We start from the raw sequence: 24,047 nt of genomic DNA on the forward strand, positions 1-24,047 counted from the left end.
GCAGCTGGAAGGGGATCGCACCTCATGTCTGGAACGAACAGCACGACCTCCGTGATCGTCGCGGGTGCTCGCACCCCGATGGGGCGGTTGCTCGGCTCTCTCAAGTCCTTCTCCGGAGCCGACCTCGGCGGCTTCGCGATCAAGGCCGCCCTCGACCGTGCGGGGATCGGTGGCGACCAGGTCCAGTACGTGATCATGGGTCAGGTCCTGCAGGCCGGCGCGGGCCAGATCCCGGCACGCCAGGCCGCGGTCAAGGCCGGCATCCCGATGAACGTCCCGGCACTCACCGTCAACAAGGTGTGTCTGTCCGGCCTCGACGCCATCGCCCTCGCCGACCAGCTGATCCGCGCCGGCGAGTTCGACGTGATCGTCGCGGGCGGCCAGGAGTCCATGACCAACGCCCCCCACCTGCTGCCGAAGTCCCGCGAGGGCTTCAAGTACGGGGCGATCGAGATGCTCGACGCCATGGCCCACGACGGCCTGACCGACGCCTTCGAGAACATCGCCATGGGCGAGTCGACGGAGAAGCACAACACGCGCCTCGGCATCCAGCGCCCCGAACAGGACGAGATCGCCGCCCTGTCCCACCAGCGCGCCGCCGCCGCCCAGAAGAACGGCATCTTCGAGGCCGAGATCACCCCGGTGGAGATCCCGCAGCGCAAGGGTGAGCCGGTCCTCTTCAGCAAGGACGAGGGCATCCGCGGCGACACCACCGCGGAGTCCCTGGGCAAGCTGCGCCCGGCGTTCACCCGGGACGGCACGATCACCGCCGGCTCCGCCTCGCAGATCTCGGACGGTGCGGCGGCCGTGGTCGTGATGAGCAAGGCCAAGGCGCTGGAGCTGGGCCTGGACTGGATCGCGGAGATCGGCGCGCACGGCAATGTGGCGGGTCCGGACAACTCCCTGCAGTCCCAGCCGTCCAACGCGATCGCGCACGCCCTGAAGAAGGAGGGCCTGGAGGTCGAGGACCTGGACCTCGTCGAGATCAACGAGGCCTTCGCGGCCGTGGCCGTGCAGTCAATGAAGGACCTCGGGATTTCCACGGAAAAGGTGAATGTCAACGGCGGAGCGATCGCCCTGGGCCACCCGATCGGCATGTCCGGCGCCCGGCTCGTCCTGCACCTGGCACTGGAGCTCAAGCGCCGGGGCGGCGGCGTCGGCGCGGCCGCGCTGTGCGGCGGCGGCGGTCAGGGTGACGCGCTGATCGTGCGGGTACCCAAGGCCTGAACCCGTCGCCGGGCAATTCTCTGAACGGAGCTGTGATGCAGGACGTCTCCACCCTGGTGGCCCAGGCCAGGGAAGGCCGGCCGCGGGCCGTGGCCCGGCTGATCTCGCTGGTCGAGGGGGCGTCCCCGCAGCTCAGGGAGGTCATGGAGGCACTTGCTCCGCTCACGGGGAACGCGTACGTGGTCGGTCTGACCGGTTCCCCGGGCGTCGGCAAGTCCACGTCGACCTCCGCGCTCGTGACGGCGTACCGCAATCAGGGCAGACGGGTCGGCGTCCTGGCCGTCGACCCGTCGTCCCCCTTCTCGGGCGGCGCGCTCCTCGGTGACCGCGTCCGTATGTCGGACCACGCCTCGGACCCAGGTGTCTACATCCGCTCCATGGCGACCCGTGGTCACCTCGGTGGCCTCGCCTGGGCCGCCCCGCAGGCGATCCGCGTGCTGGACGCGGCGGGCTGCGACGTGATCCTGGTCGAGACGGTGGGCGTGGGCCAGTCGGAGGTGGAGATCGCCTCCCAGGCGGACACGAGCGTGGTGATGCTGGCCCCGGGCATGGGCGACGGCATCCAGGCGGCGAAGGCCGGAATCCTCGAGATCGGCGACGTCTACGTCGTCAACAAGGCGGACCGGGACGGTGCGGACGCCACCGCCCGCGAGCTGAACCACATGCTGGGCCTGGGCGAGTCCCGCGGTCCCGGTGACTGGCGCCCGCCGATCGTCAAGACGGTCGCCGCGCGCGCCGAGGGCGTCGACGAGGTCGTCGAGGCCCTGGAGAAGCACCGCGCGTGGATGGAGGAGCGGGGAGTGCTGGCGCAACGCCGCCTCGCCCGTGCGTCCCGCGAGGTGGAGACCATCGCGGTGACGGCCCTGCGCGCCCGCATCGGCGACCTGCACGGCGATCGCCGGCTGAGTGTGCTGGCGGAGCGGATCGTGGGCGGGGAACTGGATCCGTACGGTGCCGCGGACGAGCTGGTGGCGGGGCTGACGGAGGGCTGAGGCGGGCCTTTCCCGCATCCCCGTCGCCAACTCCCCAACCCCGCTGCTACGTTGATGCACATGTACCTCCTCCTGGCATAGGGCACGCCCGAGCCCGCGCACGGCGAGCGGTGACCGACCGCACGGCCCGCGCGGCGATCAGGCGTCCCCTTTCCGCCTCGAGTCGAGGACTCCCGTGTCTTCCATACCGGTCGGACGGCCGTCGTACGCCGCCGTCCTTCGTATCCCGCATGCCCGCCGCACCTTCGCCGCCGCCCTGCTCGGCAGACTGTCGTACGGCGTCGTCCCGCTGTCCGTGATGCTCGCCGTGACCCGGGCCACCGGGTCCTACGCGGTGGCGGGCACCGTCATGGCCCTGTTCGGCGGCACCAGCGTCTTCCTGTCGCCCGCGAGGGCGGCCCTCACCGACCGGCACGGCCCGCGCCGCGCGCTCATCCCGATGGTCGTCGCCTACGCTGCCCTGCTCGGGCTGCTGACGGTGCTCCTCGGGCGTCCGGGTGCCGCCTCGCCGCTGACTCTGGGGGCGGTGACCGCCGCGGCGGGCGCCTGTACTCCGCCGCTGGGCCCGACCATGCGCGCCGTCTGGGGCCGACTCGCCCCGGACCGTGATCTGTTGCAGCGCGCCTACAGCCTCGACGGCGTCGCCGAGGAACTGCTCTTCGTCTCGGGGCCGTTGCTGGTCGGCGTCCTCGTGGGCTTCGCCCCGCCGACGGCCGGGATCGTCCTCGGCACGGCGCTGATCGTGGTCGGGACCGTCGGGTTCGTGTCGTCGCCGGCGGTACGGGACACGCGGTCACAGGACGGGCCGGCGCGGCACCGGTCCGGCGGGCGGCCGATACTGCTCGGGCTCCGACGGCCCGTGACCGCCGCCGCGGGCGTCGGGCTCGCGCTCGGCGCGGTCGATCTGCTGGTCGTCGCGTTCACCGGGCGGCAGGGGTACGGCGGTGACAGCGTGGCCTGGGTACTGGCCGCCCTGTCCGCTGGGAGCGCCGTCGGCGGACTGCTCAACGGGGCGGTGACCTGGCGGGCCCCGGCGGGGAGGCGGCTGCCCCTGCTGACCGCCGGGCTGGGGCTCGCGCTCCTCGGCGCCGCCCTGGTCCCGGACCTCGTCACGCTCGCCCTGGCCGCCACCGTGGCCGGGTTCTTCGTGTCCCCGGCGATCACCACGGCCTACCTCATCGCCGACGAGTCCGCCGCACCGGACACCCGCGTCCGCGCCGGCGCCTGGGTCAACACGGCCGTCAACGCGGGCGGCACGGCCGGAACCTCAGCCGCCGGCGTGCTGGCCGGGGCCTTGCCGACGGGCTGGTGTTTCGCGGCGACCGGCGGCGTCGTACTGCTGACGGCCCTGACGACGGTGACGGTGACGGTCGCCGGGCCGGACCGGACCGGAACAGCCTGACCTGCCCCCGGCTTCTCCTGGCTTCCTCCCGGTTTCCACGGGTTGCCCGAGGCGGCACCGTCGGGCCGTGCACGAGGCCGCACGGAGGTACTGGGCGAGTCCGCCGACAGGGCGAGACACGGATCCCGGCCGGGCGGTGCGGTAGTCCGGCGGCCGCCGTCGCGGCCGGGCGTTCCCGGACACGCGGTGCACCCGGCTGTTCGTCGACCACTCCAGGTCCGGCAGCCGGCGCTGGTACGACTGGCTGACGTGCCGCGGGGCAGCGTGCGGGCCGGCGCCGCGCGTGCGCGCCCGCCGCCTGCCGCCTGCCGGTCGGGGCCGTGCCCTGCCCGTCGGCCTCGCGCGGTCAGCGAAAAGTGGGCCGTGCGGTCCTGGGCGTACCAGGTGCCGCACGGCCCGGTGTGTCCTGCCGCGCGGACCCTAGGGCCGGCGCCCCCGCTGCCCGCGGAGGTGCTGCGCGATGGGCTTCAGGGCCTTGTCGAGTTCCGCCATGGCCTCGGGGGACAGCAGATCGATGAAGTGGCGGCGCACGGACCCCACATGGTGCGGCGCGACCTTCTGCATCGTTTCCAAGCCGTGCTCGGTGAGGACCGCGTAGAGCCCGCGGCGGTCGGACTCGCAGTTCTCACGGCGGACCAGGTTCGCGTTCTCCATCCGGGTGATCTGGTGGGAGAGGCGGCTCTTGGACTGGAGGGTGGCGGATGCGAGATCGCTCATGCGCATCCGTACGTCCTCCGACTCGGAGAGGTTCACCAGGATCTCGTAGTCGTTCATCGTCAGGCCGAACGGCTGCAGGTCCCTCTCGAGCTGGTACGTCAACAGCCTGTTGACCTCCAGGTGGGTGCGCCAGGCGCACTGCTCCGCATCGGTCAGCCAGCGAGTGGCCGTCTCGGTCTCCATGAATCAAGTCTACCTAAAATGTTGAAAGGCGAACTAGTGAGGGTGGCGTGACGGTGGCGTGCACACGTTCGACGTCACACTCCGCAGACTACCGCTCACAGCCCGAAGCGACGCTGGAGGTCCCCCAGCTGTCCGGGAAGGCGCGGTGTGCCGGCTTGCTGCGAAGGGCCCGCGTGTGCCCCGCCGCCACCGGGCACGCCGGCCTGCTGGGGAACCGCTCCGGTGGCCTGCTCGGCCATCAGGGTCTCCGAGGACTGGAGCAGTACCGTGCCGGCCCCGATGAACTCGAACTGGTGCTCCTCCCCGGAGGCCCCGCCGAGGCCTGTCATCGCACGTAGACCCCCCATGACGCCCGTCAGGTAGCCGTGGTCGTAGTGGTGGCACGGCGAGGGGCAGTCGGCCCAGCCGACGAGTGCCTGCGGGTCCACCCGGATCGGCGGTTCGATGAACACCACCGGACCGTTAGATGCAGCCACGAACTTTCCGGTTCCGATCAGGGTCAGAAAACCCGGCACGATTGATTGCTTGAGAGCGAGACTTGGCTGAAAAGCGAGCAGGTTGCCCGAGCGAATGGTCAGGTTGCCGTCTTCCAGGTCGTACGAATTCACGTCGAAGGCCCGGTCGGCGAGGAGCATCTTGCCCGAGCCCTCCGCCACGACCCAGTCGCTCGCGTGCAGTGGCGAATGAAAGGACGTACGGACAAGTCGGTCGAGTCGCCCGTGCCCGATGCCGTTGAACTCCATCGAGCCGTAGTAGGCGATCATCTTCCCCTTCTGCAGGAACCACTGGCTCCCCTTGAGCTCGACGCAGAAGGTGTACTTGTTCACGTTGTCGTCGACCGGCAGGGTCATCGGGTCGAAGACCGTCGGGCTGCCGCCCGGAGCCCCGTACATGCTCACAGCTTCTCCTCCGAGGCCTGGACGTAGACCGCGCCGCTGCCGCTGAGCTCCAACTGGAAGGCCTCGCCGGAGCCGCGGCCCACCATGTCGCGCCAGCCCAGCGCCGTGGACAGCTTGTTGCGGACGTCGCCGTGGTGGGCGACGTACGCCTGCGGGTCGACGTGGACGGGCCGCTGGGGGGTGATCGGGAGCTCGAAGACACCGCCGTGGGCCATCACGGCGACGGCGCCGTGGCCCTTGAGGGTGGTCGTGAACAGCCCCTGGCCGGTGACCTGGCCGCGCACCATGCCCATGACGCCGCCCTGCGAGCCCATGAACATCGTGCCCTGCTGGAGCGTGCCCTCGAAGGCGAGCAGGCGGTCCGCCTCGACGTAGAGGGTGTCGCCGGTGAGGTTGATGACGTGGACGTGGTGGCCGCCGTGCCCGAACAGGACCGTGCCGCTGCCCTCCACGCTCATCAGGGGCGTGGCCTCGTTGGCGACCCGGCGGCCGATCATCGACATGACCCCGCCCTGGCCGCCCTGGATGTTCGGGGTGAAGGAGACCTCGCCCTTGTAGGCGAGCATGGCGCCACGCTGGCTGAACAGCCGCTGACCGGGCAGGACGGTCGCCTCGACCATCTTGGAGTTGATCTCGCGCAGGGTCATGTCACACATCACCCGCGATCGTGTTGCGCTCGCTCGGCTGTACGTACACCAGCCCGTCCCCCTCGAAGCGGATCTGGAAGGCCTCGCCGCCGCCCTCCCCGAGGAGCGTGCGGAAGGTCACACCGGACTGGAAGGACTGCCGCAGATTTCCCTGGTGCGCGATGTAGGCGCCGGGGTCGACGGTCAGCGGGTACTGCGCGCTCACCCGCAGCACCACCGCCTGGCCGTCCGACATGATCGCCGCCTGGCCGTGGCCCTCGACGGTCGTCGTGAACAGTCCGTTGCCCTGTGAGGCGCCGCGCATTCCGGTGAAGGTCGTGCCGGTCCTGAGACCGGTGTCGGTCGCGAGCAGATTGCTCGACTCCACGTACAGCTTGTCCCCCTGGAGGCTGACGAGGTTGATCTCGGAGGCGCGGTCCGCGAACCAGCACGTGCCGTGCCCCTTCACCTCCATCACGGTCATCTGCTCGCCGGTGATCCGCCGGGTCACCATCCCCCGGATGCCCTCACCGCCGCCGCTGAGCTTCTTGAAGGCCATCTGCCCGTCGTACGCGACCATCGAGCCGTTCTTCGCCTTCACGGCGTCCCCGGTCATGTCGACGGCGAGCACCTTGCTTCCTTGAAGTCGGAACATCGCCACGTTGCGAAGGTAACCGCGGGCGGCTGCGCCGAACAGGGCTCAAAGGTGGAGAGGGACCCTGACCGCACCCTGAGAGCGACGGTTTGTCAGAATGGACGAACGCTTGTGCTTACATTCACAAAGAGCGACCGTCTCCCACCGAAGGTGACCCGTGGACCTCAAGACCGCCACCGCCCTGCGCCGGCTCCGACTCGTCTCGGCCCCCGAGGCCGTGTCCTTCCTCCTGCTGCTGGTCTGCTCCGTGCTGAAGCGGACCACGGACTTCAACGCGGTGCCGGTGATGGGCATGGTCCACGGCGTCCTGTTCATCCTGTACGTGATCTTCTGGGCCGACGCCTGGAACCGCACCAAGTGGCCGCTGAGGACCGCGGCCTTCTACTTCGTCCTCTCCGTCCTGCCCACCGGCGGCTTCTTCGCCGAGCGCAAGCTCAAGCGCGCCGCCGAGAACGCTGTCAACGCAGCCATCGCCTCGCGCGCCCGCCAGGAAGGGATCGTGAACGCATGATCGTCGCCTTCTCCGTGACACCGTTGGGGGTCGGCGACGAGGTGGGGGAGTACGTCGCCGACGCCGTCCGCGTGGTCCGCGAGTCGGGTCTGCCCCACCGCACCGACGCGATGTTCACGAGCATCGAGGGCGAGTGGGACGAGGTCATGGACGTCGTCAGGCGCGCCGTCGCCGCGGTCGAGGCACGGGCACCGCGCGTGTCCCTCGTCCTCAAGGCCGACATCCGCCCGGGAGTGAAGGACGGTCTCACCGCCAAGGTGGAGACGGTGGAGCGGTATCTGGCCCAGTAGTCGAGAGCTATGGGCTGTGGGCCGGGGCGCGGGGTCCGGCCCGCTGTCCGTCGCCCGTCCCGGCCGCTCGGCGGACCGAAAGGCGAGACGGGGCTGACCAGCATGTGACCGGCCGGTAAGGTCGATGCCGTGCCGAAGCCGCTCAGTCTTCCCTTCGATCCGATCGCCCGCGCCGACGAACTCTGGAAGCAGCGCTGGGGAAACGTGCCGTCGATGGCGGCCATCACCTCGATCATGCGTGCGCACCAGATCCTGCTCGCCGAGGTCGACGCGGTGGTGAAGCCGTACGGACTCACGTTCGCGCGGTACGAGGCGCTGGTGCTGCTCACCTTCTCCAGGGAGGGCGAGCTGACGATGTCCAAGATCGGCGAGCGCCTCATGGTGCATCCGACGTCGGTGACCAACACCGTGGACCGGCTGGTGAAGTCGGGCCTGATGGCCAAGCGCCCCAACCCCAACGACGGGCGGGGCACCCTCGCCTCCATCACCGACAAGGGCCGCGAGGTCGTCGAGGCGGCCACCCGCGACCTGATGGCGATGGACTTCGGCCTCGGTGCCTACGACGCCGAGGAGTGCGGGGAGATCTTCGCGATGCTGCGGCCGCTGCGGGTGGCGGCGAGCGACTTCGACGCGGACTGACCCCGCCCAAGATCTCCCGGAACGGGCGGTTACGCTCGACGCCATGAAGAAGAGCGTGCTGACCCGCTACCGCGTCATGGCCTACGTCACCGGTGTGCTGCTGGTCCTGCTGTGCCTGAGCATGATCGCCAAGTACGGCCTGGACGTCGACGGCGCCGCGGACTTCACCCGCGTCGTCGCCATCGCGCACGGCTGGCTCTACGTGGTCTACCTGATCTTCGCCTTCGACCTGGGCTCCAAGGCGAAGTGGCCGGTGGGCAAGCAGCTGTGGGTGCTGCTCGCGGGCACGATCCCGACGGCCGCCTTCTTCGTCGAGCGGAAGATCAGCCACGAGCTGGAGGCCAAGGCCGCCGGCCCGTCTCCCGCGGTCGCCAAGGCGTAACCACCCCACCGCCGCACGGACACGCGTGCGGCGGTCTTCCATCGACATGTACTAGGACGTCCAAGTAAATTCGATGGTATGAACGCTGACGCCATCGAGGAGGGCCGCCGTCGCTGGCAGGCCCGGTACGACGCCTCGCGCGGGCGCGAGGGCACCGGGGGCCCGAAGAACCGGACGCGCACCACGCTCTCCGGGGATCCCGTGGAGCCCGTGTACGGGCCCCGGCCCGGGGACGCGTACGAGGGCTTCGAGCGGATCGGGTGGCCGGGGGAGTACCCCTTCACGCGCGGGCTGTATCCGACCGGATACCGGGGGCGGACGTGGACCATCCGGCAGTTCGCCGGGTTCGGGAACGCCGAGCAGACCAACGAGCGCTACAGGACGATCCTCGCCAACGGCGGCGGGGGACTGTCCGTGGCCTTCGACATGCCGACCCTCATGGGGCGGGACTCCGACGAGCCGCACTCCCGGGGCGAGGTCGGGCACTGCGGGGTCGCCGTCGACTCGGCCGCCGACATGGAGGTGCTGTTCCGTGACATCCCGCTGGGTGACGTCACCACCTCCGTCTTCTGCATGTACCTCGTGGCCGCCGAACGGCAGGGTGTCGACCCGCGGGTGCTCAACGGCACGCTCCAGACCGACATCTTCAAGGAGTACATCGCCCAGAAGGAGTGGCTCTTCCAGCCCGAGCCGCATCTGCGCCTCATCGGCGACCTGATGGAGTACTGCGCCGCCCGGATCCCCGCCTACAAACCGCTGTCGGTCTCCGGCTACCACATCCGCGAGGCCGGTGCGACGGCCGCGCAGGAGCTGGCCTACACGCTGGCCGACGGGTTCGGGTACGTGGAGTTGGGGCTCAGCCGCGGGCTGGACGTGGACGTCTTCGCGCCCGGGCTGTCCTTCTTCTTCGACGCGCACGTGGACTTCTTCGAGGAGATCGCCAAGTTCCGCGCGGCACGCCGCATCTGGGCGCGCTGGATGCGGGACGTCTACGGCGCCCGGTCCGAGAAGGCGCAGTGGCTGCGCTTCCACACGCAGACCGCCGGTGTGTCCCTGACCGCCCAGCAGCCGTACAACAACGTCGTGCGTACGGCGGTGGAGGCGCTCGCGGCGGTGCTCGGCGGGACCAACTCGCTGCACACCAACGCCCTGGACGAGACCCTGGCACTGCCGAGCGAGCAGGCCGCTGAGATCGCCCTGAGGACCCAGCAGGTGCTCATGGAGGAGACCGGGGTCGCCAACGTGGCCGATCCGCTGGGGGGTTCGTGGTTCGTCGAGCAGCTGACGGACCGGATCGAGGCGGACGCGGAGAAGATCTTCGAGCGGATCAGGGAGCGTGGGCTGCGGGCGCATCCGGACGGCCGGCACTCCATCGGCCCGATCACCTCCGGAATCCTGCGCGGGATCGAGGACGGCTGGTTCACCGGCGAGATCGCCGAGTCGGCATTCCGGTACCAACAGGCCCTGGAGAAGGGCGAGAAGAGGGTCGTGGGCGTGAACGTCCACCACGGATCCGTCACCGGGAACCTGGAGATCCTGCGGGTCAGCCACGAGGTCGAGCGGGAGCAGGTGCGGGTGCTCTCCGGCCGGCGGGCGGCGCGTGACGAGGCCGCGGTGCGCACGGCGCTGGACGGGACGCTCGCCGCGGCCCGGTCCGGCGCGAACATGATCGAGCCGATGCTCGGCGCCGTACGCGCGGAGGCGACCCTCGGCGAGATCTGCGGGGTGCTGCGGGACGAGTGGGGGGTGTACACGGAGCCTGCGGGGTTCTAGTGCCGCGGCAGGGAACGTTTGCCCGTCAAGGAGCGGCGTCCGGTGCGTGCTCTCGGCGTGCCGGCCGGAAGTCCTCGTACTGGACGTACTTGGGCTTTCGGCCGGTGCGGTGAGAGTGCGTGCCGGGCGTCGCGACGGGGCGAACGTTGCCTGTTGCGGCACTAGGTGCCAAGGGGTTCCGCCCCTGGACCCCCGTCGGCCTACGGCCTCGTCCTCATTCGCCGGACGGGCTGATGGACGTGAGCCCGGTGAGCAGGACCTGGGTGAACCGGCGTACCCACTCCTCGTCCGCCGGCTCCGCGCTCACCAGGGTGCGGTGGACCACCGCCCCGGCCACCACGTCGAAGATCAGATCGACCGTGCGGTCCGCCTCGCCCGGATCCGTCTCCGGGGGCAGTTCGCCGCGGATCTGGGCGCGCGACCGGCCCTCCAGAACCAGCCGTTTCTGCCGGTCGACGATCGAGTCGCGGATCCGCTCCCGCAACGCCTCGTCGCGGATGGACTCCGCGACCACCGCCATCAGGCCGCTCTTGGCCTCCGGGCGGGCCAGGATCGCGGCGAACTGCAGGACGACACCCTCGATGTCGGCGGCCAGGGTGCCGCGGTCGGGGAGCACGAGTTCGTCGAAGAGCTCGGCCACCGCGTCGACCACCAGCTCGTTCTTGCCCGCCCAGCGGCGGTAGAGGGTCGTCTTCGCAACCCCGGCGCGGGTCGCCACGTCTCCCAGGGTGAGCTTGGACCAGCCCAGCTCCACCAGCGCCTCCCGGGTGGCCGCGAGGATCGCGGCATCGGCCTCGGCGCTGCGCGGGCGTCCTGAGGCGCGTGGGGCGGGAGTGCGGCTCTGCATCCCCTGACCATAAACCGGCGGTTCCTGTGAGGCCGTGAGGGAGATCACCGGGGGGTGGTGTCCGGGAGGCACGCGGTGCCATTACGCTACGACTCGTAGCGAAACCACTGGCGTGGCGCGGGGTGGGGACCCGGCGCCGAACACAGCGCAGTACGACCGGCTTTCACATGGCTTTTCACACACCGCGCGCGGACGGGGGAGGATAGGCGCATGCAGCCACGGAACATGTCCATGAGCGGAGTCGTCGACCTCGCCGCGGTGAAGGCGGCCCAGGAGGCCAAGACGAAGGCGGAGCAGGCGCGCGCCGAAGCCGCCCGGCAGGGCGGCGGCCCGGGAGCCGTCTCCCCGGCCGATCTGGTGATCGACGTCGACGAGGCCGGATTCGAGCGCGATGTCCTGCAGCGGTCCACCGAGGTGCCCGTCGTCATCGACTTCTGGGCCGAGTGGTGCGAGCCCTGCAAGCAGTTGAGTCCCGTCCTGGAGCGGCTCGCCGTCGAGTACGCCGGGCGCTTCCTCCTTGCCAAGGTCGACGTCGACGCCAACCAGATGCTGATGCAGCAGTTCGGGATCCAGGGGATCCCCGCGGTGTTCGCCGTCGTCGCCGGGCAGGCGCTGCCGCTCTTCCAGGGGGCCGCCGGCGAACAGCAGATCCGGCAGACCCTCGACCAGTTGGTGCAGGTCGCCGAGGAGCGTTTCGGTCTGACCGGACTGGCGGTCGACCCGGACGCCGAGTCGGGCGGCGGCCAGGCGGAAGCCGAGGCGATGCCGGCCGGACCGTACGACGCGCTGCTCGAAGCCGCCGTACGCGCCCTGGATTCAGGGGACTTCGGCGGTGCCGTCCAGGCCTACCGGAACGTGCTCAGCGACGACCCGGGCAACCCGGAGGCCAAGCTGGGTCTCGCCCAGGCCGAGTTGCTCCAGCGCGTGCAGGGGCTCGACCCCCAGCGGGTGCGCAAGGACGCCGCCGAGAAGCCGGCCGATGTGCAGGCGCAGATCGTCGCCGCGGACCTGGATCTGGTCGGCGGTCATGTGGAGGACGCCTTCGGGCGGCTCATCGAGACCGTGGGGCGCACGGCGGGTGACGACCGCGACACGGTACGTCTGAGGCTGCTGGAGCTCTTCGAGGTCGTTGGGGCGGATGATCCGCGGGTGGCGGGCGCGCGTCGGGCGCTCGCACGGGCCCTGTTCTGAGCGGGGCGGCAGGCCGGTTCTGACCTGTCGTTAAACGCCGGGGCATGTGGTGCCCGAGTGAAAGATTTGCCGACGGAACGTCAATGCGGCCGCGCTTTACCAAATCTTGGTAAACGCGGCCGCTGTTACTGCAAGTAAGTTTCGGGCGTTGATCTGTCGGTTTCTGTCCAATGATCAACGGTTTTGTCTCTGGCCCTGACTGCACCCTCCGTCGCCGCCCGAGACCTGTGGGTCGTTGTTCGGTTATCCGGCCGTTACTACCCAGTAACGAAGCCCCTTGTGCGGGCGGCGAGAATGCACCACGATCGGCGACGCTCGGTCCATTCCCGTACCCCGGCAGCCGGTTGGGTCGCGGGGCTTCCTGGGTCCCCACCGAGCAGAGGCGGCGCCACTGGCGCCGGCTCTTGGACAGGGGGGTCTTCGCCCACTCGGCGGAGCCTGTCCAGCAAGGTTGTGCGTGATGTGTGTCAGGCGCGACCAGTGGTTGTCGCTCGGGGGTGATCGCCGGTGATCGGTGCGCGGTTTCAGCGCCTCCGAGTACAGGCGCTCTCCTTCCCGAGGACGTAGCACTTCTCCCATCCCTGCCCGGCTGAGCCGCCAATTGGGGGCAGCCAGGGCCAGGAGATGTACGTCCGAGAAGGAGGAAATATGGAGTCCCAGGTGCGTGGCGGGACCAGATGGAAGCGGTTCGCTGTGGTCATGGTGCCCAGCGTCGCCGCTACGGCCGCGATAGGTGTCGCCCTCGCGCAGGGCGCTCTCGCCGCGTCGTTCAGCGTGTCCGGCCAGCAGTTCAAGGTGACGGCCGACCAGCTGGAAGGCACCGGCTTCTCGCAGTACGGAGCCATTGACTCGGGGTACACCCTCGACGGCAAGAAGACGGCGCACCCGGTCGCGGTCTCGGCGTTCAAGTCCGCGACCATCAAGAACCTGTGCCAGTCCGTCGTGACCCCGGACATCCCGGTGATCGGCAGTGTCAGCCTGATCCTCAAGGCCGGTGGCGGCAGCCAGCCGGTCGAGGCCGACAACCTCTACATCGACCTCGATGACCTGAGCGCCGACGCGACGTTCAAGAACATCGACATCGGTGTGGCCGCCAAGGACGCCAGCAAGGGTCCCGGCATCCACAGCGGTGACACCGCGAACCCGTACGGATTCGCACAGCAGGCGGACTCGGCCTCGCTGAGCAGCGTGAAGCAGACGGCGTGGGCCACCACTGCCGGAACCTTCAAGCTCAGTGGGCTGAAGATGTCCGTCTCGACGGGTGTCAAGGAGTGCTACTAAGCACTCGCTGACGGGCGGGGGAGCCTATGGCGCCCCCGCCCGTCGCCCTTCCACCACATTCTTCACACGTGGTGCAACTCACCACCACAGCACCATCACCACAGCAAAGCCGTACAGGGAGCTGTATTCCATGAGCGCCGAGACTCCTGCCGTACCCGCCGGCCAGTTCAGTCGCCGGAGGGTGCAGTTCCGCGCCTGGCGGGGCACGCGGCCGTTCTGGGCCGGCCTGTTCGTCATGCTCGCCGGACTCCCCATCGCCTACTTCCCGTACGCCCACCTGCAGGTCGGGCATCTGACTCTGGCGATGGCCACCACCGCGGGCGCCGGGTCCCTGATCATCGGTGTGCTGCTGGTGGTCCTGGGCTTCAGTCTCTGGTTCCAGAAGCACGTCCGTACCTTCGCGGGTATCGCGGCGATCCTGCTGGGACTGGTCTCCATCCCCGTCTCGAACCTCGGCGGTTTCCTGCTGGGCTTCCTGCTCTCGCTGGTCGGCGGGGCGATGGCCGTGTCCTGGGCGCCGGGCGAGCCGCCGGCCGAGGCCGCGCGAGAGGGCACACCGGCAGCGGGCCCCGCCCCCGAGGCACTGGACCCGGACACCACCATCCTCAAGCCCGTGCTGGGTGAGTCCAACGATCTGTCAGGAACGAGCCCGGCGAACGGGGCGAACGGGAGGCACAGTGCCGGCTGACGAGGTGACCCACGGGACGGATGTGGACGAGTCCCGCGTGAGAACCGGGCCGCGCCACGCGGCACCCAAGAAGCCGCTGTTCACCAGGTTCCACATGCCGGCCGGCAAGGCGATAGCCACGGTGGCGATGCCGACGGCGGTCCTCATGGGAATGGGGTTCACGTCCTCGCTCGCCCTCGCGGACAGCGGCGGTTCGGGTGCTCCGACGGCGAAGAGCCTGACCGCGGACGAGTACAAGGACTGTGTGGCCGCTCTGGGCGACGACGCGTCGGCCTCGCCGTCGCCGTCCGCCTCGGAGAGTTCGAGCCCGTCGGACGAGAAGGCGACGCCTTCACCGTCGTCCACCTCCTCGAAGGACGCCTCCGACTCGGGCAAGGCGGGATCGTCGGGTTCGTCGGATTCAGGTTCCGACGACAAGGCGACGCCCGCGCCGTCCGCCTCGGAGAGTTCGAGCAAGGACTCGTCGAGCGGCGACACCGCCACGCCGAGCCCCTCGGCGTCCGCGAGCAGCGGTGGCGGTCTGCTGAACGACCTCGGCGACGCGATCGGCGGCCTCTTCACAGGGGGCAGCGGCAGCTCCACGTCGAGCGCGAGCCCGACGCCGTCCGCGTCCTCCCCCTCGGCGAGCGCGAGCAAGGACTCGTCGACGTCCTCGGACAAGAGCGTCACGGACAGCGTCAAGGACACGACCAAGAAGGTCACCGACACGGTGGGCGACACCGTGAAGGACACGACCGACAAGGCGTCCAAGGCGGCCGACAGCGCCACCAAGACGGTGGAGAAGGCGGCCGGCGAGGCCACCTCCTCCGCGAGTCCCTCGCCGAGCTCCGGTGCCGACGCGGCGAACTGCCCGACCGCCACGGACGACGAGGGCGGCGTCGACAACAAGGTGACGCTGCCGGACGACCCCTGGTACCTGGACGCCAGCTCGCTGCTGCTGCAGAAGGCCGACTACCAGGGCATCGTCAAGGTGAAGACGGCGAACGGCACCACCAAGAAGGTGCTGAAGTACGTCGTTTCCGGCGGTGTCGACATCGGTGACCTGCACCAGACGGTCAAGGACAAGAACGCCGGGAAGACCTACCACGTGCAGGCCGGTTCGGGTACGACGTCCACCTTCCGCGACGGCGCCGTCACGATGTACACGGAGTCCATCTCGGGCAACCTGTTCGGGCTGATCCCGATCACGTTCAGCCCGGACAGCCCGCCGCCGCTCAACATCCCGCTGATCTACTTCACTCACGTGAAGGTCGTCCAGGCCGGTCAGTTCGGCGGGACGCTGCACATCCCCGGGATGCATGTGTACACGACCGACGGAGCCGGCTGAGCGCCACCACAGACCCGTTCGGGAGCCGCGCACAGAGCTGAGGGCGCCCCTCTTCGGAGGGGCGCCCTCAGTGCGTACACACCCGTTTGTGGCTGCGGCTCAGCGGGTCGGCGTCGTGCGCAGGGTGTCGATCCAGGTCAGGGTGAGGGCCGCCAGTTCGTCCTGCTGCTCCTGGAGATAGAAGTGCCCGCCCGGCAGCACCCGCACGTCACAGGTGCCGGCGGTGTGCTCCGCCCAGGATTCGGCCGCCTTCGGTGTCACCAGGGGGTCCTGGTCGCCGACCACGACCCTGACGGGGCAGCCGAGCCGCTGTCCCCGAGGGTGGACGTAGGTCTCCAGCGCCGTGTAGTCGCCACGCACCGCGGGAAGCGCCAGCCTCATCAGGTCCTCGTGGGCCAGGACCCGCGGGTCGGTGCCCGACAGGCGCCTGATCTCGGCCAGGAGCGCGTCGTCACCGAGGTGGTGGATCGTCCGTTCCCGAGGTGCGGAGGGGGCGGGGCTGCCGGAGACGACCACTCCCAACGGGCCGGCGCCGCGGGCTTCCAGGCGGGCGGCGACCTCGTAGGCGACGACGGCCCCCATGCTGTGCCCGAACAGGACGCAGGGCCCGGTGCCGCGGGCGACGACGGCTTCGCTCGCCCGGTCCGCGAGGGCGTGCAGGTCGTGCGGGGGCGGCTCGGCCGAGCGGTCCTGCCGCCCCGGGTACTGCACGGCCAGGACCTCGACCTCGTGCCGTAGCCGTGCGGAGAGCTTCAGATACGTCCCGGCCGATCCCCCCGCGTGCGGAAAGCACACCAGCCGGACGGCCGCGGAGGGGGAGGGGTGGAAGCACTTGATCCAGTCGGTGGTCCCGTCCCGGGTGGGCTCAGCGTTCGGCAACGAGTTCCTCCGAGACGTCCCACAGCTCGGCCGCGCGGGCCGCGTCGTGCGACTGCGGGGAGCTCTCGCGCCGCTTGCGCCCCGAGAAGTAGGTCCCGGTGACATCGGCGACGTCGGGGGAGGTGGTCAGCCAGGCCAGGTCACTGCCGGAGCCGGCCACGGAGCGGGTACCGGGCAGGACACGGACCAGCACCGGGGCCATCGCGTGGTAGATCCGCTGTGTCCACTGCGGCCAGTCCCGGTCGAGTCCGGTCTCCGGCATCAGGCCCGGGTCGAAGGCGTTGACGGTGATGCCGAGTTCGGCGACGCGCGGGGCCAGTTCGTACGTCAGATAGAGGTTGGCGAGCTTGGAGGTGGCGTAACGGACGCGGCCCGCCTTGGGGGAGCCGCCCAGCTCGGTCTGCGCCGGGTCGGCGAGCGCCTTGGGGTGCTGCCAGTGCGGCGCGGGGAATCCCATCGACTTGCGCGGGCCCTGATGCACCTCGCTGGACACCAGCACGATCCGGCCCGGCGCCACGATGTGGTCGGCGAGCAGCCGGATGAGCAGGAAGTGGCCCAAGTGGTTGGTGGCGAAGGTGAGTTCGTGTCCGTCGGCCGACTGCTGCACTCCGTTGACGACCTGGACGCCCGCGTTGCACACCAGCGCGTGCAGCGGTGGCCGGCCGCTGTCCGCCAGCAGCTTCGCGGCCGCCGTGCGGACCGAGTCCAGTGAGGCGAGGTCGAGTTCGAGCACCTCCAGAGAGGCGCCGGGAGTACGGGACCGGATGCGCTCGGCCGCAGCCTCGCCGCGCTCGACGCTGCGGCAGGCCAGGATCACATGGTGGCCGAGGGCGGCGAGATCCCCGGCGGTGATCTCCCCAAGGCCGGCGGAGGCGCCAGTGACGATGATGGACGTGGTCACGTTGAATTCCTCTTGTTGCGACGGGAGTTGAGGCGCGGACGTAGGTCTGTCAATCACTCTGTCATGCCGGTCTGTCGCCCGAGGCCGCCATGGTCCGTGGTGTGTCGAGCGCAGAGGCGTCCCCCAGCGCGCTGGAGTGGAGGTCCGTGGAGCGGATGAAGACGAAGCCGATCACCGCGCCGACCGAGGCGAGCACCCCGCACGCGAACAGCACGTCGTTCAGGCCGTGCACGAACGCGGCGCGCGCGGCGGCGGTGACCTGGTCGGCCAGGGCGGGCGGAAGGGTGGCGGTCAGTTCCCGGCCCCCACCGGCGGCCGCGGCCCGGCCGGCCTCCGCGGCGTGCGGGCCGAGCTGCCGCCCGGCGTCCGAATGGGTGAACGCGTCGACGACCCGGTTCTGGAACAGGGCTCCGAACCCCGCGATGCCCACGGCGACCCCCACCTGCTGGAAGGTCTCGCCGATGCCCGAGGCCATGCCCGCCTTGGCCGGTTCGGTCACCCCGATGCACAGCGACGCACGCGGCGGATTGAACATGCCGAGCCCGACGCCGCTGACGATCATGCTGGGCAGCAGCGCGGTCCACTCGTCCTCGACCGTCACCCGGCCCATCAGGAAGAGGCCCACGGCGATGCAGGCGAGCGCGGTCCCGACGAGCAGCCGCGGCGGGAGCGACACGGTGAGCGGGCCGGTCGCCGCCGCGGCGGCGAACAGCGTCAGGGTCAGCGGGAGGAAGCGCACACCGGTCTCCCAGGGGGAGTGGCCGAGCACGTTCTCCATGTAGGAGCCCTGGAGGAAGATGGCGGACAGCACCGTCGCGTTGGCGATGAAGGCGGTGAGGGAGATCCCGTTGAACGTGGGTATCCGGAACAGCGACAGGTCCAGCATCGCCGCGGCGCCCCTGCGCAGCTCCAGCGGGACGAAGACCGCCAGCAGGACGATCCCGGCCGTGAACATGCCGAGTATCAGCGGGCTGGTCCATCCCTCGGCCTGGCCGCGCATGAAGCCGAGGACCACCAGGGTCAGTGCGGCGCTGAAGACGGCCAGGCCCGCCCAGTCGACTCCGTGCGGCTGGGGATCGCGGGACTCCTTGAGCCGCCATGCGCCGACGAGTACCACCGCCACGCCGATGGGGACGTTCACCAGGAAGATCCACCGCCAGCTCAGCAGGTCGGTGAGCGCCCCGCCGATCAGCGGACCGAAGGCGATGGCGAGGCCCGAGACCGCCCCGAAGACGCCGAAGGCGAGGCCGCGGTCCTTGCCCCGGTACTCGTGACCGATCAGCGCGGGGCCGACGGCGAAGAGCAGGGCCGCGCCCAGGCCCTGGGCCGCGCGGGCGATGTTCAGCGCCGTCACGTCCGGGGCCAGGCCGCAGGCCAGTGAGGCGAGGGTGAAGACGACGAAGCCGGTCTGGAAGACCCGCTTGCGCCCGAGCCGGTCGGCGAGCGAGCCGCCGGTGAGCAGGAAGACGGCCAGGGTGAGCGCGTAGGCGTCCAGCACCCACTGAAGGTCGGAGAAGTCCGCCCGGAGCGCGGTGCGCATGTGCGGCAGGGCGACGTTCACCACCGTCAGGTCGAGCATGAGCATGAACGCCGCGGTGGACACGATCGTGAGCGTCCACACGCGCGCGTGGGGCAGTCCGTTGGGTGTGGCCGACAAGTCCAGCTCCTCGGTGATGGTGGGGCAACCGGCCTTGCGCCGACCGGTCTTGCGTCCGGCTTGTGTCGAACGGCTCCGTCGCGCACCGGCGGTGCAGGTGGCTCAGCCACGCGAACAGGTGGTGGCTCAGCCCGCCGTGATGATGTTTTCCAGGGCCCGGGACACCGAGCGGTCGGCCAGGGCGGTGGTGGTCAGCGCCGGCGGCATGGCGCCGGTGGAGCCGGGCAGCAGGGAGCTGTCCACCGCGAACAGGTTGTCGTGGCCGATGAGTTGGCCCGCCGAGTCGGTGGCCTCACCCAGGACGACGCCCCCGGTCGAGTGAGAGGTCAGCAGGGGGGTCACGATGTCGAGCCCGAGCCCCGTGGCGGCGTTGAGCCGCTGCGCGGTGCCCTGCACGGCGGCGGTGACGCGCAGGATCCGAGGGTCGGCGGCGGGCCAGTACAGCTCCGCGCTGTCGCTCAGCAGCCGGTAGGTGAAGCGGCCGATCGGGGGTGCCACGGACATCGCGAGGGCGGTGTCCGTGAGCGGTCCGAGCGCCGGGTAGCCCAGCGGGAAGCTCAGCAGGCTCACCGGAGCCTTCGGGTTGTCCCAGTCGGTCGCGAGGATGTGGGCGGGCCCGCCCTGGGCCTTGCCGGTGAGCGGCAGACCGGCCCGGGCGACGATGTGGTCGCCGCCGCTGCCCCAGTTGCGCCCCACCTGGTCGTTGAGGCGTGGCAGATGACCGCGTGCCTTCGCCCGCACCAGCAGACGGGTGGTGCCCAGCGACCCGGCGGCCAGGAAGACATGGCGGGCGGTGAACCGCGGGCGCGCCAGCTCGTGGCCCTGCTCGTCGATCTGCCGGCAGTCGATCACATAGCGGTCGCCGTCGGCCCGGATGTCCAGCACCTGGTGCAGCGGCAGCACCTCGGTGCGTCCGGTGGCCTCCGCGGCGGCCAGGATGGTGCGGTCCACGCTGCGCTTGGCACCGCTGTTGATGCCGAGCATGGCGTCGCCGACGATCGCCGAGCGGACCGCCGTACCGGCTATCTCGGCGCGCACGGTCTGCCAGTCGATCGCCATGTCGACGCGCCGGGTCCCCAGCCCCGCGCGTTCGGCGGCGGTCAGGAAGTCACGCGCGTTGGCGTAGTAGGGGGAGGCGAGCACGTCGTCGGGGATGGGAGCGACGCCGATCAGCCCGCGCGCCCGGGGATACCAGGTCCCGGCCATCTCGGCGTAGTCGAGCCGGGTGCCGAAACTCGCGCGGAACAGCTGCTCCGAAGGAGCCTCCATGACGGCGTAGTTGACCAGCGAGCCGCCGCCGACACCGGCACCCGCCAGACACGTCACGCCGCCGCCGGCGTAGGCCTCCAGTACGCCGGTGAACAGGCTGACCGGTTCCCGGCTGAGGGGCGAAGTGGTGGACAGCCAGGAGGCCCGTCCGTCCGGGCGGGCCTGCGGGGCGAAGGTGTCACCGGAGGGGGTGATGGTCCAGCGTCTTCCCCGCTCCAGGACGACGGAGTTGATTCCGGCCTGGGAGAGCCTGAGGGCCGCCACCGACCCGGCGTAGCCGCTGCCGATGACGACAGCGTCCACGGACTCGGAGGCCTTCGCCTCGGTGCTGAGCAGGGGTACGGACAGCGCCGCAGCTCCGGCTGCTCCCGCACCGCGCTTGAGGATCTGTCGTCGGGTGGGCGCAGGCTGGGTCATGGGTGGCGTGGGCTCTTCTCTTCGCGGACTCTTCGGCGCTTCACTTCGGCGCTTCACGATTCCGGGTGGGCCCGCGCCGCGGCAACCCCTGACTTCGGCTGCCGGCAACAGGGGTTGTAACCATAGGTAATAGGGGTCGTACCGCCTATGCTCGGAGTGAAATGTGAGGGGAAGGGGAAGGAGTTGCAGGAGTCTGCCGGGGGCTAAGGGCGTTTGCCGGGTGAGCCTTCCTAGGCTGTTCGGTGTACCTGGCAATGGGGGCAGCGCGGCCCCTCGATGTGCCGGGCGCGGGGGGCGGCGCGGCCCCTCTACCTGCGGAAGCTCCGTGTGGTGACGGATTTTTCGCAAACTTGAATTACCTAATGGGGGAAATAGAGAGAATGAACTTATGTGAACGGGACGGAGAGATCCGGCAAATACGAGGGCTACTGGCGGAAAGCAGAGAGGGCCACGGGAGGGTCGCCCTCATAAGCGCCGCAGCGGGCGCGGGGAAGACCGCGCTCTTACGGGAGTTAGAAGCGGAACTCTCCGACGATGTCATCTCCCTCGGCGCAAGCTGCGCCCCGTCCGACCGCGACGTCCCGTACGGAATGCTGACCGAGCTCCTCGAAAGTCCCGCACTCGGCGCGGAGGACGCCCGGCGGGCCAGGAGTCTGCTGGGAAACCGCACCGTTCTGGCCGGTTCCGGCTTTTCGAGACTTATCCGGGACATGGCCGAGCAAAAGCCGGTCGTCATCACCGTGGACGGTCTCCACAACGCGGACCCGGAATCAGTGGTTCACCTGGTGCGGGTGGTGCGCCGGGTGCCCTCCGACAGAGTGCTCGTGGTTCTCTCCGAACGTCCCCAGCCGGCCGAGGCGTACTCGGCACTGCACAGCGAACTGCTCGGGCGACCGCATGTCAGCTTCATCCGGCTCCGCCCGCTGTCCCCACGAGGGGTGCGGGAGATGGTCGACGCCGACACCGGGGCGAGGGCCGCGGCCCCGCCGGCCGCCGACCTGCACGCGCTCACCGGAGGCAGCCCGCTCCTGGTCCAGGCACTGCTGCAGGACCTGCGCGCGTCCGGACAGACCGCGGTCGCCGACGTCCCGCCCGGCGGCCCCGCCTTCGGCCACGCGCTGCTGGGCTGTCTGCACTCCGCGGGCCCGACGACGCTGGCGGTCGCCCGCGGGATCGCACTGCTGGACGGGGCGGCCACCCACGCGCTTCTGAGGCGGCTGCTCGACCTGCCGCTGGAGGCCGTCGCACGGGCCGTGGCCGAACTCGACGCCGTCGGGCTGGTGCGCGGCTGCCGGCTGCGCCATCCCACGGCGGTCCGGGTGATTCTGGGCGAGATGGCGCAGGGGGACAGGACGACATGGCACCGGCGGGCGGCGCGGCTGCTCCTCGACTCGGGCACCGCCGCGGCGGGTGTCGCCCGGCAGCTCCTGCACGCGGACTGCGTCGCCGAGACCTGGATGGCACAGGCTCTCGTCGACGGCGCCGGCGAACTCCTCGACGAGGACGACGGCGAGCAGGCCCGGGCATGCGCGCTCCTCGCCCTGCGGGCCGGTGTCGGCGACCTGCGGCTCCAGGCGGAGGCGGTCGCCGCGCTGGCCCGCGCCGAACTGCTGCTCAGCCCCGCCGCGGCACCCCGGCTGTACCCCTACCTGTCCGCGGCGATCAGACACGGCCATCTCTCACCACGCCTGGCCCTCGAACTCCCCGGGATTCTCTGGTGGCACGGCCGGGCCGGGCAGAACCAGCGGCTCTACGGCCACCTCGCGCGTCTCGTGGATGGCGCGAACCCCGGACCGGCCATGGAACTGCGCGCCTGCGGCACGATGCTCACCACGGTCTTCCCGCAACTCGCCGAGCACATACCGGACCTACGGGACCAGAGCAGTGATCTGCAGCTGGCCAGCGCGGCGTTCACCACCGCCACCCGCATGAAGGTCTTCATGCAGCTGCGCGCCGTACAGACGCACGGCCCCAGGGCCGACGCCGTGCGCAGCGCCGAGCAGGTGCTCGGCGCCACCCGGCTCAGCCACCGCACCGTCGAGCCGCTCGCCATGGCCGTGGCCACGCTCCTCGGCTGCGACCGGCCCCGGTCCGCCCGCAAGTGGGCGGACCGGCTGCTGGCCGAAGCCACCGACCGGGGCGCCGCCCACTGGGAAGGCCTGATGGCCGCCCTGCGCTCCCAAGCCGCCCTGTACGAGGGCGATCTGGTGGGTGTCGAACACTATGCGCGGCGGGCGCTGCGCCGGATGCCGCCGCAGGCGTGGGGCGTCGGGCTCGGCACCGTCTACGCCCTGCTGCTGCGCGCGTTCACCGGGACGCGACGGCATGGCGAGGCCGCCGAGCTGCTCAGCAGGCCGGTGCCGGAGATGCTGTTCGAGAGCACCCCGGGGCTGCTGTATCTGTACGCCAAGGGCTGTCACCATCTGGCCACGCACCAGTACCAGGCGGCACTCGCCGACTTCCACGCCTGCGGCGAGCTGATGGCGAAGTGGGGCATGAGCCGTTCCACGATGGTGCCGTGGCGCTGCGGGGCGGCACAGGCGCTGCTGGCACTCGGCGAACCGGACGCGGCCGGCCGCCTGGCGGAGGAACAGCTGTCGGCTCTGATGTCCGGCGGACACTTCCGGGTGAGAGGAATGGCGCTGCGCGTCCTGGCCGCCACCCGGCCACTCGAGCAGCGGTCCGAACTCCTCGTCCAGGCGGTGAACCTGCTGCGGAACAGCGGTGACCGGGTCGAGCTGGCGGAGGCCCTCGCCGATCTGGAGGACGCCCAGCGCCTGCTCGGCGAGAACGCACCCGCGCGCAGGCCGGTCCGGCCCAGCCTGCACGCGGTCATCGGAGGCCGGGCGGCCCTGCCCGTGCAGCTGACGGCGGTCACCGCCCCCGACGCCCGGTCCGCCGACCCGGAGCCCGCCGAGGACACCTCCGCCGATCTGCTGAAGCCCCTCACGGAGGCCGAACGACGGGTGTGCGACCTCGCGGCCCGGGGCCGCAGCAACCGGGAGATCTCCGGTGAGCTGTTCATCACCGTCAGCACCGTCGAACAGCATCTGACCAGGATCTACCGCAAGTTGAACGTCAAGGGGCGCCAGGACCTGCCCGTCGAGCAGACCGAGGCCCACCCCGACACCCTGCACGCCACGCCCCCTACCCGACTGCGCAAGGTATGACCGCGGGCGCTCGTGAACGGGTCGCACCGCTCACGAGCGTCCCCTACGCGGTCGCTCCCCTCGGGGGTGCTGAGGGGTGCTGAGGGGTGCTCAGGGGGCTCAGGGGTCCTCAGAGTCCTCAGGG

22 protein-coding genes are annotated in these 24,047 nt (G+C 70.4%); 13 read left to right on the forward strand and 9 right to left on the reverse strand.

Annotated elements, in window-relative coordinates; translation table 11 throughout:
• Nucleotides 1-24: 24 nt before the first annotated feature.
• The 3 genes from OG870_RS31605 (at nt 25) to OG870_RS31615 (ending at nt 3,621) form a co-directional block, all read left to right on the forward strand.
• Nucleotides 25-1,227, forward strand: coding sequence for an acetyl-CoA C-acetyltransferase (locus tag OG870_RS31605; protein WP_266521663.1), 1,203 nt, complete (start codon nt 25-27; stop codon nt 1,225-1,227).
• Nucleotides 1,228-1,262: 35 nt separating this feature from the next.
• Entirely contained in the window at nt 1,263-2,219 is a 957-nt protein-coding gene (gene meaB, locus OG870_RS31610) for a methylmalonyl Co-A mutase-associated GTPase MeaB (protein WP_266521665.1), read from the forward strand.
• Between the two features lie 175 nt (nt 2,220-2,394).
• Nucleotides 2,395-3,621, forward strand: a complete 1,227-nt coding sequence (locus OG870_RS31615) for an MFS transporter (protein WP_327691757.1) — start codon at nt 2,395-2,397, stop codon at nt 3,619-3,621.
• Nucleotides 3,622-4,041: 420 nt separating this feature from the next.
• On the opposite strand, the gene OG870_RS31620 is transcribed toward OG870_RS31615, so the two are convergent.
• The 4 genes from OG870_RS31620 to OG870_RS31635 all read right to left on the reverse strand — a co-directional run bounded on the left by OG870_RS31620 (nt 4,042) and on the right by OG870_RS31635 (nt 6,701).
• Nucleotides 4,042-4,521: a MarR family winged helix-turn-helix transcriptional regulator gene (locus OG870_RS31620; RefSeq protein WP_266521668.1), complete on the reverse strand. Its 480-nt coding sequence runs from the start codon at nt 4,519-4,521 to the stop codon at nt 4,042-4,044.
• A 95-nt stretch (nt 4,522-4,616) separates the two neighbouring features.
• Nucleotides 4,617-5,414: an AIM24 family protein gene (locus OG870_RS31625; RefSeq protein WP_327692339.1), complete on the reverse strand. Its 798-nt coding sequence runs from the start codon at nt 5,412-5,414 to the stop codon at nt 4,617-4,619.
• A gap of 2 nt (nt 5,415-5,416) precedes the next feature.
• Nucleotides 5,417-6,067: an AIM24 family protein gene (locus OG870_RS31630; protein ID WP_266592496.1), complete on the reverse strand. Its 651-nt coding sequence runs from the start codon at nt 6,065-6,067 to the stop codon at nt 5,417-5,419.
• Between the two features lies 1 nt (nt 6,068).
• Nucleotides 6,069-6,701 (reverse strand): AIM24 family protein, encoded by a 633-nt coding sequence (locus OG870_RS31635; RefSeq protein WP_266844844.1) that lies wholly within the window; start codon nt 6,699-6,701, stop codon nt 6,069-6,071.
• 157 nt (nt 6,702-6,858) lie between these two features.
• On the opposite strand from OG870_RS31635, the gene OG870_RS31640 reads away from it, so the two are divergent.
• The 5 genes from OG870_RS31640 (at nt 6,859) to OG870_RS31660 (ending at nt 10,296) form a co-directional block, all read left to right on the forward strand.
• The gene (locus OG870_RS31640) at nt 6,859-7,212 is read left to right on the forward strand and encodes a DUF3817 domain-containing protein (RefSeq protein ID WP_266521670.1); all 354 of its coding nucleotides are present in this window, start codon (nt 6,859-6,861) and stop codon (nt 7,210-7,212) included.
• Nucleotides 7,209-7,502: an MTH1187 family thiamine-binding protein gene (locus OG870_RS31645; RefSeq protein WP_266521672.1), complete on the forward strand. Its 294-nt coding sequence runs from the start codon at nt 7,209-7,211 to the stop codon at nt 7,500-7,502. The genes OG870_RS31640 and OG870_RS31645 overlap by 4 nt, the downstream gene beginning before the upstream one ends.
• Before the next feature lie 129 nt (nt 7,503-7,631).
• A complete protein-coding gene (locus OG870_RS31650; protein ID WP_266521674.1) occupies nt 7,632-8,141 on the forward strand; it encodes a MarR family winged helix-turn-helix transcriptional regulator in 510 nt (169 codons plus the stop codon).
• Nucleotides 8,142-8,184: 43 nt separating this feature from the next.
• Complete coding sequence (locus OG870_RS31655; RefSeq protein WP_266843902.1) at nt 8,185-8,523, forward strand: DUF3817 domain-containing protein; 339 nt, start codon at nt 8,185-8,187, stop codon at nt 8,521-8,523.
• 78 nt (nt 8,524-8,601) lie between these two features.
• Entirely contained in the window at nt 8,602-10,296 is a 1,695-nt protein-coding gene (locus tag OG870_RS31660) for an acyl-CoA mutase large subunit family protein (RefSeq protein WP_327691758.1), read from the forward strand.
• 214 nt (nt 10,297-10,510) lie between these two features.
• Here the strand turns inward: OG870_RS31660 and OG870_RS31665 are convergent, their stop codons facing one another.
• Complete coding sequence (locus OG870_RS31665; protein WP_266521682.1) at nt 10,511-11,143, reverse strand: TetR/AcrR family transcriptional regulator; 633 nt, start codon at nt 11,141-11,143, stop codon at nt 10,511-10,513.
• A 210-nt stretch (nt 11,144-11,353) separates the two neighbouring features.
• Between OG870_RS31665 and OG870_RS31670 the strand changes: the two genes are divergently transcribed.
• The 4 genes from OG870_RS31670 to OG870_RS31685 all read left to right on the forward strand — a co-directional run bounded on the left by OG870_RS31670 (nt 11,354) and on the right by OG870_RS31685 (nt 15,630).
• Nucleotides 11,354-12,334 (forward strand): tetratricopeptide repeat protein, encoded by a 981-nt coding sequence (locus tag OG870_RS31670; protein ID WP_266521684.1) that lies wholly within the window; start codon nt 11,354-11,356, stop codon nt 12,332-12,334.
• Between the two features lie 648 nt (nt 12,335-12,982).
• Nucleotides 12,983-13,615 (forward strand): DUF6230 family protein, encoded by a 633-nt coding sequence (locus OG870_RS31675; RefSeq protein WP_266521686.1) that lies wholly within the window; start codon nt 12,983-12,985, stop codon nt 13,613-13,615.
• Between the two features lie 130 nt (nt 13,616-13,745).
• Nucleotides 13,746-14,303, forward strand: coding sequence for a DUF6114 domain-containing protein (locus tag OG870_RS31680; RefSeq protein WP_266521688.1), 558 nt, complete (start codon nt 13,746-13,748; stop codon nt 14,301-14,303).
• Nucleotides 14,293-15,630 (forward strand): hypothetical protein, encoded by a 1,338-nt coding sequence (locus tag OG870_RS31685; RefSeq protein ID WP_266521690.1) that lies wholly within the window; start codon nt 14,293-14,295, stop codon nt 15,628-15,630. The genes OG870_RS31680 and OG870_RS31685 overlap by 11 nt, the downstream gene beginning before the upstream one ends.
• Nucleotides 15,631-15,729: 99 nt before the next feature.
• On the opposite strand, the gene OG870_RS31690 is transcribed toward OG870_RS31685, so the two are convergent.
• The 4 genes from OG870_RS31690 to OG870_RS31705 all read right to left on the reverse strand — a co-directional run bounded on the left by OG870_RS31690 (nt 15,730) and on the right by OG870_RS31705 (nt 20,753).
• Nucleotides 15,730-16,509: a thioesterase II family protein gene (locus OG870_RS31690; protein ID WP_266590010.1), complete on the reverse strand. Its 780-nt coding sequence runs from the start codon at nt 16,507-16,509 to the stop codon at nt 15,730-15,732.
• Nucleotides 16,496-17,410: an SDR family NAD(P)-dependent oxidoreductase gene (locus tag OG870_RS31695; RefSeq protein ID WP_266590012.1), complete on the reverse strand. Its 915-nt coding sequence runs from the start codon at nt 17,408-17,410 to the stop codon at nt 16,496-16,498. Before OG870_RS31695 ends, OG870_RS31690 begins: the two co-directional genes overlap by 14 nt.
• A gap of 61 nt (nt 17,411-17,471) precedes the next feature.
• Nucleotides 17,472-19,067, reverse strand: a complete 1,596-nt coding sequence (locus OG870_RS31700) for an MFS transporter (protein WP_266521696.1) — start codon at nt 19,065-19,067, stop codon at nt 17,472-17,474.
• A 126-nt stretch (nt 19,068-19,193) separates the two neighbouring features.
• Nucleotides 19,194-20,753, reverse strand: a complete 1,560-nt coding sequence (locus OG870_RS31705; protein WP_266521699.1) for a GMC family oxidoreductase N-terminal domain-containing protein — start codon at nt 20,751-20,753, stop codon at nt 19,194-19,196.
• 380 nt (nt 20,754-21,133) lie between these two features.
• Between OG870_RS31705 and OG870_RS31710 the strand changes: the two genes are divergently transcribed.
• On the forward strand, nt 21,134-23,923 hold the full coding sequence (locus OG870_RS31710; protein ID WP_266590014.1) for a helix-turn-helix transcriptional regulator: 2,790 nt from the start codon (nt 21,134-21,136) through the stop codon (nt 23,921-23,923).
• Nucleotides 23,924-24,047: the final 124 nt, after the last annotated feature.

The organism is Streptomyces sp. NBC_00461, from assembly GCF_036013935.1.
GTDB lineage: Bacteria > Actinomycetota > Actinomycetes > Streptomycetales > Streptomycetaceae > Streptomyces.

Excerpts from the sequence above, each read along its gene's own strand:
- OG870_RS31605 (WP_266521663.1), top strand. The coding sequence starts at position 25 with ATGTCTGGAACGAACAGCACGACCTCCGTGATCGTCGCGGGTGCTCGC.
- meaB (WP_266521665.1), top strand. The coding sequence starts at position 1,263 with ATGCAGGACGTCTCCACCCTGGTGGCCCAGGCCAGGGAAGGCCGGCCG.
- OG870_RS31620 (WP_266521668.1), bottom strand. The coding sequence starts at position 4,521 with ATGGAGACCGAGACGGCCACTCGCTGGCTGACCGATGCGGAGCAGTGC.
- OG870_RS31625 (WP_327692339.1), bottom strand. The coding sequence starts at position 5,414 with ATGTACGGGGCTCCGGGCGGCAGCCCGACGGTCTTCGACCCGATGACC.
- OG870_RS31630 (WP_266592496.1), bottom strand. The coding sequence starts at position 6,067 with ATGACCCTGCGCGAGATCAACTCCAAGATGGTCGAGGCGACCGTCCTG.
- OG870_RS31635 (WP_266844844.1), bottom strand. The coding sequence starts at position 6,701 with ATGTTCCGACTTCAAGGAAGCAAGGTGCTCGCCGTCGACATGACCGGG.
- OG870_RS31645 (WP_266521672.1), top strand. The coding sequence starts at position 7,209 with ATGATCGTCGCCTTCTCCGTGACACCGTTGGGGGTCGGCGACGAGGTG.
- OG870_RS31655 (WP_266843902.1), top strand. The coding sequence starts at position 8,185 with ATGAAGAAGAGCGTGCTGACCCGCTACCGCGTCATGGCCTACGTCACC.
- OG870_RS31660 (WP_327691758.1), top strand. The coding sequence starts at position 8,602 with ATGAACGCTGACGCCATCGAGGAGGGCCGCCGTCGCTGGCAGGCCCGG.
- OG870_RS31665 (WP_266521682.1), bottom strand. The coding sequence starts at position 11,143 with ATGCAGAGCCGCACTCCCGCCCCACGCGCCTCAGGACGCCCGCGCAGC.
- OG870_RS31670 (WP_266521684.1), top strand. The coding sequence starts at position 11,354 with ATGCAGCCACGGAACATGTCCATGAGCGGAGTCGTCGACCTCGCCGCG.
- OG870_RS31675 (WP_266521686.1), top strand. The coding sequence starts at position 12,983 with ATGGAGTCCCAGGTGCGTGGCGGGACCAGATGGAAGCGGTTCGCTGTG.
- OG870_RS31680 (WP_266521688.1), top strand. The coding sequence starts at position 13,746 with ATGAGCGCCGAGACTCCTGCCGTACCCGCCGGCCAGTTCAGTCGCCGG.
- OG870_RS31705 (WP_266521699.1), bottom strand. The coding sequence starts at position 20,753 with ATGACCCAGCCTGCGCCCACCCGACGACAGATCCTCAAGCGCGGTGCG.
- OG870_RS31710 (WP_266590014.1), top strand. The coding sequence starts at position 21,134 with ATGAACTTATGTGAACGGGACGGAGAGATCCGGCAAATACGAGGGCTA.